Raw genomic sequence first — 17,461 nt, 5'->3', positions numbered from 1 at the left:
ATGTCCTTTGTCCTCGTGCAGGTGATCGTCGGCGGGCTTCTGCTTGGCGCCGTCTACGCCCTGTTTTCCTCGGGCCTCACCCTGGTGTGGGGCATGATGAACATCGTCAATTTCGCCCATGGCGATTTCGTCATGCTCGGCATGTATGTCGCCTACGTCGTCTACACCCTGTTGGGAGGCGGGCCGCTCCTCGGTGCGCCGCTGGCGACGCTGGTGCTCGCAACGGTCGGTGTCGTCGTCTACTTCGCCCTGATCCGCGATATCATGAAGGGGCCGATGCTTGCGCAGATCCTCGGCACCTTCGGGCTAGCGCTCTTGCTGCGCTATTCCGTGTTCTGGTGGTTCGGCGCCAACTTCCTGTCGATGCCGCAGGACATTGTCGGCGGCACCTATGCGTTCGCAGGCCTGCGCATCGAGGCTTCGCGGCTGCTGGCCGGCGTGGTCGCCCTGCTGGTGACGTTTGGCCTGCATCTCTTGCTGACGCGTACCTCGCTTGGCTCGAAAATGCTGGCGGTAGCGGAGGATCAGACCGCGGCGCAGCTGATGGGCATACGTCCCGACACCATGCAGGCGATCGCCTGGGCGATCGCGGCGGGCGCAACGGGGCTAGCCGGCGCGCTGATCGCGAATTTCTTCTACATCGTGCCGACGGTCGGTGAGACGCTCAGCATCGTCGCCTTCGTCACGGTCTCGCTCGGCGGTTTTGGTAGCGTGCCTGGTGCGCTCGTCGCGGGTCTTCTGATCGGCGTGATCGAGTCGCTGTCCGGCTATCTGATCGGCGCGATCTACAAGGACATCATCGTCTATGTGCTGTTCCTGTTCTTCCTCTGGTTCCGGCCGCAAGGTCTGATGGGCAAGTCCTGATGGATGTGATGCGGCGCTGGATCTGGCTCTCGGTCGTCGCAGCGATTGCGATCGCTTATCCCTTGCTGTTGTCCTCACCGTTCCAGCAGCGCCTCGGCGCGCTGGTGCTGCTCTACGCGATCGCGGCGTCGGCCTGGAACATCGTCGGCGGCTATGCCGGGCAGGTCTCGGTCGGCCATGTCGTGTTCTTCGGCTGCGGTGCCTATGCCGCAATGGGGAGCTACGCCAAGTTCGGATTGTCGCCGCTGTTCGGCATTCCCGGCGGCATCGTGCTGGCGGTCGGGCTTGCCGCGATCATCGGTGTGCCGACGCTGCGGCTGTCCGGTCACTATTTCAGCATGGCGACGATCGCGGTGGCCGAGACGATGCGGCTGATCGTCACCAACACCGATTGGTTGGGTGCGGCCGTCGGCCTCTCGGGGCCGACCGTGCCGCGCAACATCTTCGATCTCTCGTTCCTGTCGTCGCTGCCATATTACTATCTCTTCCTCGTCATCCTCGCGATCACGCTGTTCATCACCTGGTGGATGACCAACAGCCGGATGGGATTTTACCTGCGCGCGATCAAGGACTCCGAGCGTGCCGCACGCTCGCTCGGTGCACCCGCGAGCCGGACCAAGCTCTACGCCTACATGCTGAGTGCGGCGTTCACGAGCGTTGCCGGCGCGCTCTATGCGATGATGTTCGGCTTTGTCGATCCCGAGTCCGGGTTCGGCATCCTGATCTCGGTGAAGATCCTGATCATGGCCGCACTGGGCGGGGCAGGGTTGCTGTTCGGGCCGCTGGTGGGGGCCGCGATCCTGGTGCCGCTGGAGGAGATCTCCAACAGTTGGCTCGGCGGCAAGGGTGCCGGCCTCACCTTCGTGCTCTATGGCGCGATCATCGTCCTGATCGCGCGCTTCCAGCCCGGCGGTCTGCTCAGCCTGTTTACGCGGCGCAGGAAGCCAACGACCGATACGGGAGCAAGCCATGCTCCTTGAGGCGCGCGGGATCACCAAGGCGTTCGGCAGCTTCAAGGCGGTGGACGACGCCTCCGTGACCTTGGAGCAGGGCGACATTCTCGGCCTGATCGGGCCGAACGGCGCAGGGAAATCCACTTTCTTCAATTGCCTGACCGGCGACCTCAAGGCCACCTCCGGCCGCGTTCTGTTTGGAGGACGCGACATCACGGATTTCACGCCGGAGCTGCGTGCCGGGCTCGGGCTTGCGCGTACCTTCCAGGTGCCGCAGACGTTTGAAGGCATGACCGTGCTGGAAAACGTCACGATTGGTGCTTTCCTGCGGACTTCGCATCGCAAGGAGGCCGAAGCCAGGGCGCGCGCCGTGCTGGAGCGCGTGGGCATGAGTCGGCTCGCGGATGCGCCGGCGCGCTCGCTCGGCACGCCCGGGCGCAAGCGGCTGGAAATCGCCCGCGCGCTCGCGACCGAGCCGAAGGTGCTGCTGCTCGATGAGGCCATGGCTGGCCTCAACGCGCACGAAGTGAGGCTTGCGATCGATCTCGTCCGCGACATCCATCGTTCCGGCATCACGCTCGTCATCGTCGAGCACATCATGGAAGTGATCATGTCGCTGGCAAGCCGCGTGATGGTGTTTCACCAAGGCAAGGAGATCGCCCGTGGGTCACCCCGCGAAGTCACCTCGGACCCTGCTGTGATCGAAGCCTACCTTGGCAAACGCGCCGCGAAGGCAGCCGCCGGCCACACGCCGGTCGAGCTGATGGGCGGGCCGGATCTATGAGCGGACCGTTGCTCAGGATCGAGCACCTCGAGGTGCGCTATGGCGATCTCATTGGCGTCTCCGATGTTTCGTTGGAAGTGCCGGAAGGGAGCGTCGTCGCATTGCTCGGCTCCAACGGAGGCGGCAAGACCACGACGCTGAACGCGGTCGCCGGTCTCATTCCCGTTCATTCGGGATCGATCAGCTTTCGTGGCGAGGACATCGCCGGCCAGCGGGCATTCGCCATCGTGCGCAAGGGGCTTGCGTTGTCGCCGGAGGGCTGGCGGCTGTTTGTGCAGCAAAGCGTCGAGAACAACCTTATGCTGGGCGCCACGCCGCTGCACGACAAGTCGCGCCAGGCCGCGCTCCTCGAGCGCGTCTACGAATTTTTCCCGCGCCTGAAGGAGCGCCGTACCCAGCGCGCCGGCACCATGTCCGGCGGCGAGCGTCAGATGCTTGCGGTCGGCCGTGCGCTGATGAGCGACCCCAGGCTCTTGATGCTGGATGAGCCATCACTCGGCCTCGCGCCGGCGGTGGTCGAGTCCATGTACGAAACCTTCAGCCACCTCCACCGCGAGGGTCTGACCATTCTGCTCGCCGAACAGTCGATCGAGCTCGCATTGGAAGTCTCGGATTTCGCCACCGTGCTCCAGGTCGGCAGGAGCGTGCTATCCGGCACGGCGGCAGCGCTCGCGGAAGATCCGCAGGTGCAGAAGGCCTATCTCGGCGTGGACTGACCGATCTCCGCCTGGAGCAACACTGAGAGACAGAAGGCGAGCCGCGTCTCCATCTCTTTCGACCGGAGCGACAGCGGGCCGGGATCGTTGAGGATCGCGTTCACCAGCGTGCCCAGTACGACCTGCAGGCCGAACGCGATGGCGCGGGTCTTTGCGGCCCCGCGGCCCTTGCCCATGGCGGGCAGCAGGAGAGGGGTGGCGCGCTCGGCGGTCGTCTTGGCCAGGGCCTTGAATGTCGTCCATTTGTCCGGACGGGTGTCGTCATGCTGGAGGGCCGCGCGCAGTACGCCCTCGTGGTGGCGCATCCAGGCGACGATGCCGCTGACGACGATTTGGCAGAGCTTGTCGAGGTCCGTCGCGGATAAAGGGCGTCTGATCTCGCCGAGCCGCTGCTCGCCGTCGCGCGCGGCGAGCGCCATCAACGCGCCAAAATAGGCCTCCTTGCTCTCGAAGCGGCTGTAGAAGGCGCCGACGGTAACGCCCACTTCCGTACAGAGCGCCTCGATCGAGAGCTCCGCAAAGCTACGCGTCCGCAGCATGTCGGCGCCGGCGCGCAGCAGCGCCAGCGTTGTCTCGCGGCTGCGCTTCTGACGTGATGGGGCGACGCCAGGCAGGTCGAAATCGCGAGAGCCGGGGTCTCCCGAAGATGGCCGCGTTCGTGCTTGCATCAGCCCTGAATCATAATCATAATTCGGATTATAATTTATGATGAGACGAGCCGCGGGTCAACCGTGACGGCCGGGACAGGGAGCAATAGATGAGCGCAGGCAGCGGCACGCCGTTCCGCGGTACCGTCGGCAAGACGGTTGCGGAGTCAAAGCCCTGGTGGCCGGAGGGTGTAAAGCCGCCCGTGGGCGCGCCGAACATCCTCGTCGTGCTGTTCGACGATGTCGGCTTCTCCGATTTCGGCTGCTACGGCTCGGCGATCAAGACGCCGACCATAGACAAGCTCGCCGCGGAGGGCCTGCGCTACTCCGGCTTCCACACCACCGCGATGTGCTCGACGACGCGCGCCGCGCTGCTCACCGGGCGCAACCACCATTCGGTCGGCGTCGGCTGTCTGGCCAATTTCGATTCCGGCTATCCCGGTTATCGCGGCAAGATCGCCCGCGAGGCGGGAACGCTTGCCGAGATGCTGCGCGTGCACGGCTATCGCAATTACATGGTCGGCAAATGGCACGTCACGCCGCTGACCGAGAGCGGCGCGACCGGCCCGTTCGACGGCTGGCCGCTGGGCCGCGGCTTCGACCGCTTCTACGGCTTCCTCGACGCCGAGACCGACCAATACGCGCCCGAGCTCGTCTCGGACAACACGCACATCGATCCTCCAGGCACCTATGCCGACGGCTATCATCTGACCGAAGATTTGGTCGACCAGGCGATCCGCTTCATCGGTGATCACCATGCCGACCGGCCCGATATTCCCTGGCTGACCTGGGTTGCGCTCGGCGCCTGTCACGCGCCGCACCAGGCACCGGCCGAAATCATCCGAAGCTACGACGCGTCCTTCGTGCACGGCTGGGATGTCGAGCGCGAGCAGCGCCTTGCGCGCCAGAAAGCGATGGGGCTGGTGCCGCCGGAGACGCGGATGCCTCCGCGCAACGACGGCGTCAAGGCCTGGGAGGATCACTCCACCGACGAGCGTCGCGTCTTCACGCGGCTGCAGGCAGCCTTCGCCGGCATGCTCGACCATTCCGACCGGCATCTTGCGCGCCTCGTCGCGTTTCTGGAGACGGCTGACATTCGCGACAACACAGTCATCATCGTGATGTCCGACAATGGCGCGAGCCAGGAGGGCGGCCCGCTCGGTTTCGTCAACGCGATGGGTCCGTTCAATTTCAAGCCGGAGCCGATCGCCGAAAAGCTCGCCCGCATCGACGACATCGGCGGGCCCGACACCCACAGCAATTTCCCGCACGGCTGGGCCATGGCCTCCAACACGCCGTTGCGCCGCTACAAGCAGAACACCCATGGTGGCGGCATCCGCGATCCCTTCGTCATCAACTGGCCGAAGCGGATCGCAGCCAAGGGCGAGCTGCGGCACCAGTTCGTGCACGCCTGCGACCTGACGCCGACGCTGCTGGACTTGATCGGCATTGAGGCGCCGCGCGAGATCGCCGGCTGCCGGCAGATGCCGCTCGAAGGCGAGAGCTTTGCGCGCTCGATCATGGATGCCTCGGTGCCATCGAAGACGTCAGCGCAATATTTCGAGATGTTCGGCCATCGCGGCCTCTGGCAGGGCGGCTGGAAGGCCGTCGCCTACCATCCGCCGGGCACGCCGTTCGAGAAAGACAAATGGGAGCTGTTCCATCTCGATGAGGATTTCTCCGAGACCAACGATCTCGCGACGAAGGAGCCGGAGCGTCTAGGACAGATGATCGCGACATGGTGGGAAGAGGCCGAGAAGCACAATGTGCTGCCGCTCGACGACCGTTTCGGGCCGCGCTTTGCCGAGAACGCTGCACGCTTCCACGGCGCGCGCCATCACTTCGTCTTTCACCACGGCATGGGCCATGTGCCGACGGACGTTGCTCCCGACGTGCGCAGCCGCAGCTACACGATCGAGGCGCATGTCGAGATCGATGAAGAGGGAGCCAGCGGCGTGCTGATCTCGCATGGCGATGCGACGTCGGGCTACAGCCTCTATATCAAAGACGGCCACCTCGTGCACGACCTCAACATCGGCGGTAGCCACCAGATCGTGCGCTCCGGTCGTAAGGTGCCCTCAGGCGCGCGGCGATTGGGAGTGCATGTCGAACGTCTCGTCCGCAAGGAGCCGCCGGCCAAGGGCTCGCGCACCGGCGTGACCGACTACACGCTGCTGATTGACGGTGAAGAGGCCGGCTCGCTCCAGACCCAGCTCGGCTTCCACACCCTCATCTCGTGGTCCGGCCTCGACATCGGCCGCGACCGGGGCAGCCCGGTGTCGCATTACGAGGCGCCGTTCGCGTTCGAAGGGCGGCTGCTCCGCGTCACCGTCACCATGCACAACGACCAGACGCTCGACGGCGAGGCCGTCGGCAACGCACAGATGGCGCGGCAGTAGGGCCCGAGGCCCTTACTTGATCTTGTCGTAGGCTGTCGCGAAATCGCTGAGCGGCATCGGGATCGCGATCGTCTCCTTGGACATGTTCTGGAAGGACACCTTCAACTGCTTGCCCGACTTCAGGCTCGCGAGCAGGTCCGGCGCGATCGGCGTCGAGGCGTAGCAGCCGCGGTTCTCGCAGGTCTGGATCTGAAGATCGACGGTCTTGCCCTCGTCGACCTGAAGCTTGGCGCCGACCGGGAGGTTGAGGCCGAGCGGCAGCTGGAGCAGCGCTACCGGCGTGCGGGTGTCGGGCGCGATGCGGATGTTGATCAGGACAATGGTCTGGCCGGTCTTGGTCAGAACGGCGTTCTGCTCGATCGCGCATTCGAGCGGCGCGTCGCGGCTCGCGCTGGTGCAGCGCGCGATCCAGCCGGGCTGCGCCGGGGCGGCACCGTCCGCTTGCGGCTGGGTCGGTGCGGGCGCGGACTGCGTGGCGGCAGGGGCCGGAGCTGCGCTCTTCTTGGCGCCCTGCTGGGCATGCGTGACGCCGGTCGACAATAGGACAGCGGCGGCGGCGAGGGCGACAAGTCTGGATTGCATGGGCATGGCGAGACCGCGTTGGCGTGAACCGAGGGCCTCGCTGTAGCGTCGCGGGAGCCGCCGCGCAAGCTTACTCGGCGGCTTCCTTGACGGTGCCGTGCTCGGCCGTCTCGTGCCCTTCATCCTCGGCCGAGCGGCCCGAGAACAGGTTCGAGAACTTGTCGAGATAGAGATAAACCACCGGGGTGGTGAACAGCGTCAGCGCCTGGCTGACGATCAGGCCGCCGACCATGGCGTAGCCGAGTGGCTGGCGAATCTCGGCGCCGGTGCCGTGGCCGAGCATCAGCGGCACGCCGCCGAGAAGTGCTGCCATCGTGGTCATCATGATCGGGCGGAAGCGGAGCAGCGCGGCCTGACGGATCGATTCCTCCGGTGTCTTCCCGTCGCGTTCGGCGGCGATGGCGAAGTCGACCATCATGATGCCGTTCTTCTTCACGATGCCGATCAGCAGGATGATGCCGATCAGCGCGATCAGGCTGAACTCGAAGCCCGCAGCCATCAAGATCAAGAGCGCACCGACGCCGGCCGAGGGCAACGTCGATAGAATCGTGATCGGATGGATGTAGCTCTCGTAGAGGATGCCGAGGATCAGGTAGACCACGACGAGCGCTGCGAGGATCAGCAGCGGCACGGTGCCGAGCGATTGCTGGAACGCCTGCGCGGTGCCCTGGAAGCTCGAATTGAGCGTCGGCGGCGCGCCGAGTTCGGCCATCGCCTTCTGCACGGACTCCGTGGCCTGGCCGAGCGCCACGCCCTGGGCGAGGTTGAAGCTGATGGTGATCGCCGGGAACTGGCCCTGGTGACTGATCGAGAGTGAGCGGACCGGATCGGTGGACCATGTCGCGAAGGTCGACAGCGGCACCTGGTCGCCGGTCAGTGGCGATTTCAGGTAGAGCTTGTTCAGCGAATCCAGGCTGCCCTGCATCTCCGGCAGGATCTCCAGGATCACGTGATAGCTGTTGAGCTGCGTGAAGTACTGGGCGACCTGGCGCTGGCCGAAGGCGTCATAGAGCGTGTCGTCGATCAGCTGCGGCTGGATGCCGTAGCGCGCGGCAGTGTCGCGGTTGATCTTGAGCTGGACCGTGGTGCCCTGGGTCTGCTGGTCGGTCGCGACGTCGCGCAACTGCGGCAGGGTCTGCATCTTGGCGAGAATCTTCGGCGCCCACTCGTTGAGCTCGCCGAGATCGGCGTCCTGCAACGTGAACTCGAACTGTGTGCGGGTCGGACGGCCGCCGAGGCGGACGTCCTGGGCCGCCTGCATATAGAGGCGGGCACCGGCGACCTTCTCGAGCTTGGGACGCAGCCGCGTGATGATCTGCTGCGCGGACGCGCTGCGCTCGCTGCGTGGCTTCAGCGTGATGAACATGTTGCCGTTATTGCCGGCGCGGCCGCTGCCGCCGATGTTCATCGCGGACGAGGCGATATCGGGATCTTCCATCACGATCTTGCCGAGCTCGACCTGGCGCCGTCGCATCTCGGCAGAAGAGATGTCCTGGGAGGCTTCCGACGTCGCGGTGATCAGACCGACGTCCTGCTGTGGGAAGAAGCCCTTCGGGATCAGCACGAAGAGATAGACCGACAGCGCGAGCGTGGCGAAGAAGATCGCGAGGGTCGTGCGCCGCCAGGCCAGGGCGTGATCGAGCACATATTCATAGCCGCGCAGCAGCGCATCGAAGGCGCGTTCGCTCCACTGGTAGAACTTGCCGTGGGTGACCTCGCCGTGTGCGCGCAGGAAACGCGAGGCCATCATCGGCGTCAGTGTCAGCGACACGAACATCGAGACGAAGATCGTCATCGCCAGCACGACCGCGAATTCGCGGAACAGGCGCCCGATGATGCCGCCCATCAGCAGCAGCGGGATCAGCACCGCGACCAGCGAGATACTGATCGACACGATCGTGAAGCCGATTTCCTTGGAGCCCTTGAAGGCGGCGGCGTGCGGTTTTTCGCCTTGCTCGATGTAGCGGGTGATGTTCTCGAGCATCACGATGGCGTCGTCGACGACGAAGCCGACCGCGATCGTGAGCGCCATCAGCGACAGATTGTCGAGCGAATAGCCGAACACCCACATCAGGGCGCAGGCGCCGAGCAGCGCCAGCGGAACCGTGATGGTCGGAATCACCGTCGCCCAGAAGCTGCGCAGGAAGACGAAGATGACCATGACCACGAGGGCGATGGTCAGCAGCAGCGTCAACTGTACGTCCTCGACCGCTGCGCGGATGGTCGTGGTGCGGTCGCTGATGACCTCGATCTTGACCGCGGGCGGAATTGCCGCGACCAAGCGGGGCAGGGTGGCCTTGATCCGGTCAACGGTCTCGATGACGTTGGCACCCGGCTGCTTGAACACGACCAGGAACACGCCGCGTTTGCCGTTGGCCCAGGCCGCCTGTTTGGCGTCCTCAGGACCAGTGACCGCCTGGCCGATGTCCTTGATCCGCAGGGGACCGCCGTTCCGGTAGGCGATGATGACGTCGTTCCAGTCCTTGGACTGCAACAACTGGTCGTTGGCGTAGATCGTATAGGCGCGCTTGTCGCCGTCGATATTGCCCTTGGGGCTGTCGACAGTGGTGACTGCGATCGCGCTGCGCACGTCCTCGAGTGACAGGCCCTTGGCGACGAGTTTCGCCGGATCGATCTGCACGCGAACCGAGGGCTTCTGCTGGCCGCCGATGAACACCTGCGCGACGCCGGATATCTGGCTGATCTGCTGGGCGAGCTGGGCGTCGATCGAATCGCTGACGGTGGTCAGCGGCAGCGTGTCTGACGTCGCCGACAGCAGCAGGATCGGCGAGTCCGCCGGGTTCACCTTGCGATAGGTCGGCGGCGAGGGCAGGTTCTTCGGCAACTGGCCGCTGGCGGCGTTGATGGCGCCCTGGACGTCGTTCGCAGCACCGTCGATGCTGCGGTTGAGGTCGAACTGGATGGTGATCGAGGCGGTGCCCAGATAGCTCGTCGAGGTCATCTGCGCGATGCCCGGAATCTGGGCGAACTGGCGCTCCAGCGGCTGCGCGACCGACGAGGCCATCGTCTCCGGGCTGCCGCCCGGCAGGTTGGCCGTGATCTGGATGGTCGGGAAGTCCACCTGCGGCAGCGGCGCGACCGGCAGCAGTGGATAGGCAACGAGACCGACAAAGAGAATGCCGGCCATCAGCAGCGAGGTGCCGATGGGATAACGGATGAAAGGTGCCGAAATCCCGCCTTCGGTCATTCCTACTGAACCTTGTTCTTCTGAACCGGATCCGTGCTCGCCACAGTCGTCGAGACGAGACTTCCGGGCTGCACCTTGTACTGACCGCCGGTGATCACCTGCTGGCCGGGGCTTAGCCCTTCATCGATGACCGAACGTCCGTCGATGGCGTAGCTGACCTTGATCTTGCGAACCTCGGCCTTGTTGTCCTGGCTGACGGTATAAGAGTAGAGACCGTTGGTCGAATGCAGGACTGCGTCATCGGGGACGATGGTCGCATCCTTCAGGGTCCGCACCAGAAGGCGTGTCGACACCGATTGTCCCGGCCACAGCGCGTGTTCCTTGTTGTCGAACACCGCCTTGAGCCGGATAGTCCCGCTGCTCGTATCGACCTGATTGTTGATGACCGCGAGCTTGCCTTCCGCCAGCGTCTTCTTGCCGTCGGTGGTGAACGCGATCACCTTGAGCTCGCCGGATTTCTGACCCTCGCTGATATAGGGCAGCTGGTCTTCCGGCGCGGTGAAGATCACCGTGATCGGCTCGACCTGTGCGATGGTGACGACGCCGGTCTGGGTCGAGGCGTTGACGATGTTGCCGATGTCGACCTGGCGGAGGCCGGCGACGCCGGTGATCGGCGACTTGACCTGGGTGTAGTCGAGCTGGGTCTGGGCGTTGGAGATCGCGGCTTCGTCGGCGGCGATCTGGGCGGTGAGCTGGGCAACCGTGGAGCGTTGCGTATCGGTCTGCTGCCGCGTCGCGAATTCACCGAGCTTGGTAAAGCGCTGAAGATCGAGATTGGCATTGGCGAGGTTGGCCTCGTCTTGCACCTTCTTGGCCTTGGCCTGATCGAGGACGGCCTGGAACGGGCGCGGATCGATCTCGACCAGGAGATCGCCTTGCTTGACCATTTGGCCTTCGGTGAAGGCGATCTTGTCGATCTGGCCGTCCACCCGTGTCCGGACTTGTACGGTGTTGAAGCCCTGCACGGTGCCGAGGCCCGTCAGGTAGACCGGGAAGTCGGCCTTCTGGACCGGCGCGATACTGACGGGCACGGCGGTGACCCGCGTCGCACCCTTCTGCGCGGTCTGGGCTTTCGCAGCCTCAGACGCGGAGAATCGCTTCCAGCCGTAATAGCCGCCACCGGCCACGGCTGCGATGATGAGAATCCACAGGATCGGCCGTGACTTTTTCATATGTGAGCGTATCGGCTTTATGCCCAAAACAACGAATTGCGGGGCTATCAAAGGGTTCCGGAGCGGCCCTGTATAATACACGCCAAGTTCCAGTGTAAACAGCACTATCCGTTGAGAATCCTAAACAATTGGAAAGCTTTGCACCCCGTAGGCAAACGGGTGACGCAGCGGTGTGCAGTGCTGCATTTTCCCAGCCCGAACGAGGAGCGTGCAAGGGGCGGGAAATGCTCGCAGGCGGCGTGGGTGTGGTGGGCCGCGGAGAGCGCGCCAATGCGCCTTTCGAGGAAAGTGAATTAACCTCGCGAGAACGGTTCTAAACCGGTGATGCGGCGTTTCGGTTGTCAGCAAAATCAGCGTCGTTCATATCAGCGCGGCCACAACAGGAGTGCGGAATGGACGAGTTGAACGGCAAGCTGATCGCGTGTCAGATTTTGATCACGGGGTTGATCGCGCGCGTCGCCAATGAGCAGCGCGATCCCTTGCGCTTCCTCACCGACTTCCGCGACGAGATCAAAGCCGTCGTCAACGGCGTCAACATCGCCGGCATGGACAACAGCGATCGCGTGCGCGCAACTGCGCTGCGCACCGTCGACGAATTGTTCTCGCTGATGAAGCCGCCGAGTAGCGACTGACGGCTGCGCAAAATGATGCGCAAGGACAAGTGCTGCAACGTCTGATTGCTTCAATGTGTCGCGCGACATTTCGGCAATTTCAAACTCGAGATCTTAGAATCGATTTGATCTGGATGGATTCAAGTGGTCTCACGTGCCTGCCTGCATTGACCTGATTTTTTGCGGTCGATAGCACCGCCTCATCGTTCGTCGCGCATGTTGCGTATCGACGAATTTGCGATGGGGTGTGTTGAGATGGGGCTGGCGGTGGCTCCGCGATCGTTGCGTGCGATCGCGGCAAGAAATTCATTGGAATTCGACAGCAATTCCAGCAAGGCGGTGTCAGCCGTCGCCGGCCTGATTGCGGTGGCGTCGGTATCGAGCGGCGCGCAGGCACAGCAGTCGAGCCTGCCGCCGGTGAATGTCGATGCGCCGGTGGAGCGTCAGCGTTCGGCGGCTTCGAAGCCGACGCCGGAACAGGTTCGCGCGCGCAACGCGCTTCGCCGCGCCGCACAGCGCCAGCAGGCGCAGCAGCAGGCCGCCGCCGTAGCGCCGGCCCCGGCTGGTGCGGTGGATCGCAATCCCTATGCCGATCCGGCCGCGCCCTACAAGGTCGACCACGTCCAGGCGTCCGGCAAGTTTCCCGAGCCGATGCTGAACACGCCGAAGACGATCACGGTGCTCAGCAAGGAAGTGCTAGAGGACAAGAACGCGACGACGCTGAAGGAGATCGGGCGTTCGACCGCCGGCGTGACGCTGGGGTCGGGCGAGGGCGGCAATGCCTTCGGCGACCGCTTCTTCATTCGCGGCTTCGATGCGCGCAACGACGTCTTCATCGACGGCATCCGCGATCCCGCAGTGTCGATCCGCGAGAACTTCTTCACCGAGCAGATCGAGATCCTGCGCGGACCGGCATCGTCCTATGCCGGCCGCGGCACCGCCGGCGGCGCCATCAACATCGTCACCAAGCAGGCCGGCGACGTCAACTTCAAGCGGATGGATACCGAGTTCGGGACCGACAGGACCAAGCGCGTCACGCTCGACGTCAACCAGGTCGTCGATCCCTCGTTCTCGGTGCGCACCGGCGGCATGTTCCAGGACGCCAATGTCGCCGGCCGCAATTACGTGACCGACGATCGCTGGGGCACCTTCCAGTCGACCAAGTACACGCCGACCAACGACATCAAGATCACGACCAATTACGTCCACACCGATCTCAGCGGCCTGCCGGATTTCGGCGTGCCCTATTACAAGCAGGGCAACGTGCCGGTGACGTCGGCCGGCATCCCGCGCGGGACCTGGTACGGCTTCCTCAACCGCGACTTCCAGACCGCGCGGCAGGATTTCGGCACTGCGACGACGGAGTACAAGGTCAACGAGGCCATCACACTGACCAGCAAGGTACGCGGCGAGCACTCGCTACTGAACTATATCGGTACGCTGCCGCAGAACCCGGTCACGACCAACATCAATCCGCTGCTCTGGACCACGACGGCGAGTGCGCAGAGCCGCTACCAGACCGTGGATGTGTGGGCCAACCAGAACGAGGCCACGTTCAAGCTCGACACCGGCGGGGTCAAGCACACCGCGGTGTTCGGCGTCGAATACACCAACGAGAACATCTCGATCGACCGTTACTCGGGCCTGGCATCGGAGCTGGCCGGCTCCGGGTTCACGAGCAGCGGGGCTCTCTCGGGGATCAATCTCTACTCCCCTCAGTCCACTTATGTCGGTGGCTTCGGTACACCGTCGCTGACGGGCAATCCGACGCGCTATGGCGTCAACACCAGCAGCGTCTACGCCATGGACACCGCGAACTGGCAGGACACCATCATCGTCAATGGCGGCATCCGCTATGACGGTTACAACATGAGCTCGTCGACCAACGCGGCCTATCTGAAAATGAACTCCGATCTGGTCAATTACAATGTTGGCCTGGTCTACAAGCCGATGTCGATCGGAAGCGTCTATGCGGCCTATGCGACCTCGGCCAATCCGTTCGGGTCGGAGCTTGATGCGACCGGAACCGATTACGGCGGCTTGCCCGCCAACACGACCGTTCTGCTCGGACCCGAGCGCAACAAGGCGGCCGAGCTCGGCACCAAGTGGGAGCTCGCCGATCGTCACCTGCTGGTCAGCGCGGCGCTGTTCCAAACCACGAAGGACAATGCGCGCGAGACCAATGCTGCGCGCATCCTCACCTCGGGCGCGGCCTATCGCATTCAGGGCATCGACATCGAGGCCGAGGGCAAGATCACCGATCGCTGGAGCATTTTTGGCGGCCTGGTGCTGATGCAGTCCAAGGTCACGCAGAGCAACATCGCTTCCAACATTGGCTTGCAGCTTGCCAACGTCGCGCACCAGTCGTTCAGCATGCTGACCAAGTACAAGTTCGACGGCGACTGGGAAGTCGGCGGGCAGGCGGTGTACCGCTCCAAGGTCTATGGCGGCACGTTCGCGGCCAACACCGGCAATGAGCTGCCGAGCTACTGGCGCTTCGATGCCTTCGTTGAGAAGAAGATCGACAAGAATTGGACCATGAAGTTCTACGCACAGAACCTCACCAACAAGCTCTACTACGACACGCTCTATCGCAGCGCCGTGCCGTTCGTCGCGGTCGCGCCGGGGCGAGCGTTCTATCTGGTCACGACGGCCAAGTTCTAAGGCTAGGTTCTGATTTGGCTGATCCAAATCGGGATGCCTGCCACGGCAGCGTCCCTGCTCTTCTGCATTTGGTCGCGAAGCGCGTCATCAGCATCTTGGTGCCAGTTTAGAACGCTTACAAACTTCAGTTTAGAACGGTTCAAACTGAAATGCCCAAGCAAGTTTAGAATCGCTATGAAATGGCTGGTTTGTTACGCAGTGTTGCCGTGATCGCGTTGACCCCCATAAGCACGCTCGATAGCACCAATGCGTCGCGTTGTCGCAACACGACGATTGGAAGCAGAAGCACAGTGGGGCGTGTGATGGGCGTTGCAAGAACACCGAAGTCGTTGCGTTCGGTCGCGGTTCGGAAATCATTTGGCGGCAATCTCGAAGGCGCGACCGGCAAGACCGTGTCCGCCGTTGCAAGTCTGATTGCGGTCGCGTCAGTTTCGAGCGGCGCTCAGGCCCAGCAGTCGACCCTACCTCCCGTCAACGTCGATGCGCCGAAGGAGCGGCCGCGCTCCACCGCCGCGAAGCCGACGCCCGATCAGGTCCGCGCCCGCAACGCGCTGCGGCGTGCCGCGCAGCAGCGCCAGCAAGCAGCGCAGGCACCCGCGGTGCCCACCGAGGCGCCCGCTGCCGACCGCAATCCCTATGCGGACCCCGTCGCGCCGTACAAGGTCGATCACGTGCAGGCCGGTGGCAAATTCCCGGAGAAGCTGGTCGATACGCCGAAGTCGATCACCGTGCTCAGCAAGGAAATTCTCGAGGACAAGGGCGCCACGACGCTGAAGCAGGCGATCCTCAGCACGGCCGGCGTGACGCTCGGCACCGGCGAGGGCGGCAACGCCTTCGGCGACCGCTTTTTCATCCGCGGCTTCGATGCTCGCAACGACGTCTTCATCGACGGCGTGCGCGATTCCGGCGTCAGCGTCCGCGAGAACTTCTTCACCGAACAGGTCGAAATCCTGCGCGGACCCGGCTCGACCTTTGCGGGCCGCGGCGTTGCCGGCGGTGCGATTAACATCGTCACCAAGCAGGCGACGACCGAGAAGAGTTTCTACAACATGGACACCACGTTCGGCACCGACCGGACCAAACGCGTGGTGCTCGACGTCAATCAGGTGGTCAATTCTACCTTCGCCATTCGTGCCGGCGGATTGTTCCAGGATGCCGGTGTAGCAGGCCGCGACTACGTGACGGACAACCGGGATGGTGCCTTCGTCGCCACGACGTGGAAGCCGACCGATGCGATCAAAATTACGACTGATTACATTCATACCGCGTTGACGGGGCTCCCGGACTTTGGCGTGCCGTATTACCGGCCGAGCACGGCGAGCACCGCCGGCGGTCCGTTCCCGGACTTCGGCTCCAACCGCAACAATTGGTACGGCTTCACAAAGCGGGACTTCTATCGCGTCGGTCAGGACATCGGCACAATCAACGCCGAGGTCCAGATCACGCCGGACTTGCTGTTGACCAACAAGATCAGGGACTCGCATTCGACGCAGAACTACGTCGGGACGCTTCCGGAGTCTCCGGTGCTGGCCACTCCGCTCTCGGCATCGACCCTCACGGTCAATCCGCAAAGCCGTTATCAGGCAACCGACGTCTTCGCGAACCAGACCGAGGCCACCTACAAGTTCGACGATTATGCTGGCTTCAAGCACACCCTGCTGGGCGGTATCGAATACGATCGCGAGCGCTCGTCGATCGACAAATATGCAGGATTCAGTTCCGAATTGACGACCGGCCCGATCTTCACCCCCGGCGGATCGACGTCCGGCGTCAGTGTGTTCTCACCGCAATTCACCAACAATGTCGTTCCACTTCCGGGCGGGCTCAGCGGCTTCCCGACCAAGATTAGCGTTGACACAGTCAGCGGCTACGTCATGGACAGCGCGAACTATCGCGACCTGCTGATCCTCAATGGAGGCGTCCGCTACGACGACTACAGCATCAAGGTCAACGGATACGGGACGGTCAACGGCGTCGCCAACACGTTCGGTCAGCAGCAGCAGGAATACGGGCTACCGAACTTCAATCTTGGCCTGACACTGAAGCCGTTGCCCAATGGCAGCGTCTATGCAGCCTACGCCACGTCGTCCAATCCCGTTGGCTCTGAGTTCGACGGCACGAGCGTTCAATACGGCGGTCTGGCGCCGGTCCTCAACGGCAATTCACCGCAAATATTCGGTCCGGAAAAGAACCGGGCGATCGAACTCGGCACCAAATGGGAACTGTTCGACAGGCACTTGCTGCTGACTGCCGCGCTATTCCAGACCGAGAAGGACAACGCGCGAGAGTCCGTCAACGTGACCGCGGCGACCGCGACCGCGAGCTGCCCATACCCTGCCGGTACAACAGGCACGGTCTCGTGCATCAGTGCGGGCGCCGCATATCGGATCAGAGGTATCGATCTCGGGGTCGGTGGCAAAATCACCGACAAGTGGAGCGTCTTTGGTGGTCTCGTGTTGATGCAGTCGGAAGTGACCAAGTCGCTCGTTCCGCCGGCCAATACCACGCTCTATGCGTCAAATGTCGGCCTGCCGCTCGCGAACGTCGCGCACCAGTCCTTCAGCATGCTCACTAAGTATCAGCTCAATGATATCTGGGAGTTCGGCGGGCAAGCGGTGTACCGCTCGAAGATCTATGGCGGCACGTTCCTCGCGGCCAACCAGGGCACATCGCTCCCGAGCTACTGGCGGTTTGACGCGTTCGCGGAAGCGAAGATCAATAAGAACTGGCGCTTGAAGGTGTACGTGAACAACATCTTCGACAAGCGCTACTATGACGCGCTTTATCAGAGCGCTGCGCCCTTCGTGCTGGAAGCACCGGGACGTGCCGCTTATCTGACGATATCTGCGCGCTACTGATGG

The 17,461-nt window shown here is 63.4% G+C and carries 12 protein-coding genes; 8 read left to right on the top strand and 4 right to left on the bottom strand.

From position 1 onward, the window contains the following. Genes ABIA96_RS10390 through ABIA96_RS10375 form a run of 4 tightly spaced genes read left to right on the top strand, consistent with a single transcriptional unit; the run spans window position 1 to window position 3,317 of the window. Window positions 1–864 (top strand): branched-chain amino acid ABC transporter permease, encoded by an 864-nt coding sequence (locus tag ABIA96_RS10390; RefSeq protein WP_354136938.1) that lies wholly within the window; start codon window positions 1–3, stop codon window positions 862–864. Continuing rightward, complete coding sequence (locus ABIA96_RS10385; protein WP_354136937.1) at window positions 864–1,844, top strand: branched-chain amino acid ABC transporter permease; 981 nt, start codon at window positions 864–866, stop codon at window positions 1,842–1,844. Before ABIA96_RS10390 ends, ABIA96_RS10385 begins: the two co-directional genes overlap by 1 nt. Next, window positions 1,834–2,601, top strand: a complete 768-nt coding sequence (locus ABIA96_RS10380; protein WP_354136936.1) for an ABC transporter ATP-binding protein — start codon at window positions 1,834–1,836, stop codon at window positions 2,599–2,601. The genes ABIA96_RS10385 and ABIA96_RS10380 overlap by 11 nt, the downstream gene beginning before the upstream one ends. Next, window positions 2,598–3,317, top strand: coding sequence for an ABC transporter ATP-binding protein (locus ABIA96_RS10375; protein WP_354136935.1), 720 nt, complete (start codon window positions 2,598–2,600; stop codon window positions 3,315–3,317). Before ABIA96_RS10380 ends, ABIA96_RS10375 begins: the two co-directional genes overlap by 4 nt. Here the strand turns inward: ABIA96_RS10375 and ABIA96_RS10370 are convergent. After that, window positions 3,299–3,985, bottom strand: a complete 687-nt coding sequence (locus tag ABIA96_RS10370) for a TetR/AcrR family transcriptional regulator (RefSeq protein WP_354136934.1) — start codon at window positions 3,983–3,985, stop codon at window positions 3,299–3,301. The two genes, ABIA96_RS10375 and ABIA96_RS10370, sit on opposite strands and share 19 nt — an antisense overlap. 89 nt (window positions 3,986–4,074) lie before the next feature. Here ABIA96_RS10370 and ABIA96_RS10365 point away from each other — a divergent pair, with 89 nt between their 5' ends. Continuing rightward, the gene (locus tag ABIA96_RS10365; protein WP_354136933.1) at window positions 4,075–6,363 is read left to right on the top strand and encodes an arylsulfatase; all 2,289 of its coding nucleotides are present in this window, start codon (window positions 4,075–4,077) and stop codon (window positions 6,361–6,363) included. A 12-nt stretch (window positions 6,364–6,375) separates the two neighbouring features. Here ABIA96_RS10365 and ABIA96_RS10360 read toward each other — a convergent pair whose 3' ends face one another. The 3 genes from ABIA96_RS10360 to ABIA96_RS10350 all read right to left on the bottom strand — a co-directional run bounded on the left by ABIA96_RS10360 (window position 6,376) and on the right by ABIA96_RS10350 (window position 11,325). Continuing rightward, window positions 6,376–6,951, bottom strand: coding sequence for an invasion associated locus B family protein (locus tag ABIA96_RS10360; RefSeq protein WP_354136932.1), 576 nt, complete (start codon window positions 6,949–6,951; stop codon window positions 6,376–6,378). A 64-nt stretch (window positions 6,952–7,015) separates the two neighbouring features. After that, window positions 7,016–10,153, bottom strand: a complete 3,138-nt coding sequence (locus ABIA96_RS10355; RefSeq protein ID WP_354136931.1) for an efflux RND transporter permease subunit — start codon at window positions 10,151–10,153, stop codon at window positions 7,016–7,018. Between the two features lie 2 nt (window positions 10,154–10,155). Then, a complete protein-coding gene (locus ABIA96_RS10350) occupies window positions 10,156–11,325 on the bottom strand; it encodes an efflux RND transporter periplasmic adaptor subunit (protein ID WP_354136930.1) in 1,170 nt (389 codons plus the stop codon). A 392-nt stretch (window positions 11,326–11,717) separates the two neighbouring features. Between ABIA96_RS10350 and ABIA96_RS10345 the strand changes: the two genes are divergently transcribed. From ABIA96_RS10345 to ABIA96_RS10335, 3 genes are all read left to right on the top strand, one after another. Next, window positions 11,718–11,957: a hypothetical protein gene (locus tag ABIA96_RS10345; protein WP_354136929.1), complete on the top strand. Its 240-nt coding sequence runs from the start codon at window positions 11,718–11,720 to the stop codon at window positions 11,955–11,957. A gap of 234 nt (window positions 11,958–12,191) precedes the next feature. Continuing rightward, entirely contained in the window at window positions 12,192–14,600 is a 2,409-nt protein-coding gene (locus ABIA96_RS10340; RefSeq protein ID WP_354137129.1) for a TonB-dependent receptor, read from the top strand. Between the two features lie 302 nt (window positions 14,601–14,902). Next, window positions 14,903–17,458: a TonB-dependent receptor gene (locus ABIA96_RS10335; RefSeq protein WP_354136928.1), complete on the top strand. Its 2,556-nt coding sequence runs from the start codon at window positions 14,903–14,905 to the stop codon at window positions 17,456–17,458. Window positions 17,459–17,461 lie beyond the last annotated feature (3 nt).

It is taken from the genome of Bradyrhizobium sp. LB11.1, assembly GCF_040549385.1.
In the GTDB taxonomy this organism is placed as follows: Bacteria; Pseudomonadota; Alphaproteobacteria; order Rhizobiales; family Xanthobacteraceae; genus Bradyrhizobium.
Note: the sequence above shows the minus strand (reverse complement) of the source record. Positions and strands in the feature narration are given on the sequence as shown.

Excerpts from the sequence above, each read along its gene's own strand:
- ABIA96_RS10390 (WP_354136938.1), top strand. The coding sequence starts at position 1 with ATGTCCTTTGTCCTCGTGCAGGTGATCGTCGGCGGGCTTCTGCTTGGC.
- ABIA96_RS10385 (WP_354136937.1), top strand. The coding sequence starts at position 864 with ATGGATGTGATGCGGCGCTGGATCTGGCTCTCGGTCGTCGCAGCGATT.
- ABIA96_RS10380 (WP_354136936.1), top strand. The coding sequence starts at position 1,834 with ATGCTCCTTGAGGCGCGCGGGATCACCAAGGCGTTCGGCAGCTTCAAG.
- ABIA96_RS10375 (WP_354136935.1), top strand. The coding sequence starts at position 2,598 with ATGAGCGGACCGTTGCTCAGGATCGAGCACCTCGAGGTGCGCTATGGC.
- ABIA96_RS10370 (WP_354136934.1), bottom strand. The coding sequence starts at position 3,985 with ATGCAAGCACGAACGCGGCCATCTTCGGGAGACCCCGGCTCTCGCGAT.
- ABIA96_RS10365 (WP_354136933.1), top strand. The coding sequence starts at position 4,075 with ATGAGCGCAGGCAGCGGCACGCCGTTCCGCGGTACCGTCGGCAAGACG.
- ABIA96_RS10360 (WP_354136932.1), bottom strand. The coding sequence starts at position 6,951 with ATGCCCATGCAATCCAGACTTGTCGCCCTCGCCGCCGCCGCTGTCCTA.
- ABIA96_RS10355 (WP_354136931.1), bottom strand. The coding sequence starts at position 10,153 with ATGACCGAAGGCGGGATTTCGGCACCTTTCATCCGTTATCCCATCGGC.
- ABIA96_RS10350 (WP_354136930.1), bottom strand. The coding sequence starts at position 11,325 with ATGAAAAAGTCACGGCCGATCCTGTGGATTCTCATCATCGCAGCCGTG.
- ABIA96_RS10345 (WP_354136929.1), top strand. The coding sequence starts at position 11,718 with ATGGACGAGTTGAACGGCAAGCTGATCGCGTGTCAGATTTTGATCACG.
- ABIA96_RS10340 (WP_354137129.1), top strand. The coding sequence starts at position 12,192 with ATGGGGCTGGCGGTGGCTCCGCGATCGTTGCGTGCGATCGCGGCAAGA.
- ABIA96_RS10335 (WP_354136928.1), top strand. The coding sequence starts at position 14,903 with ATGGGCGTTGCAAGAACACCGAAGTCGTTGCGTTCGGTCGCGGTTCGG.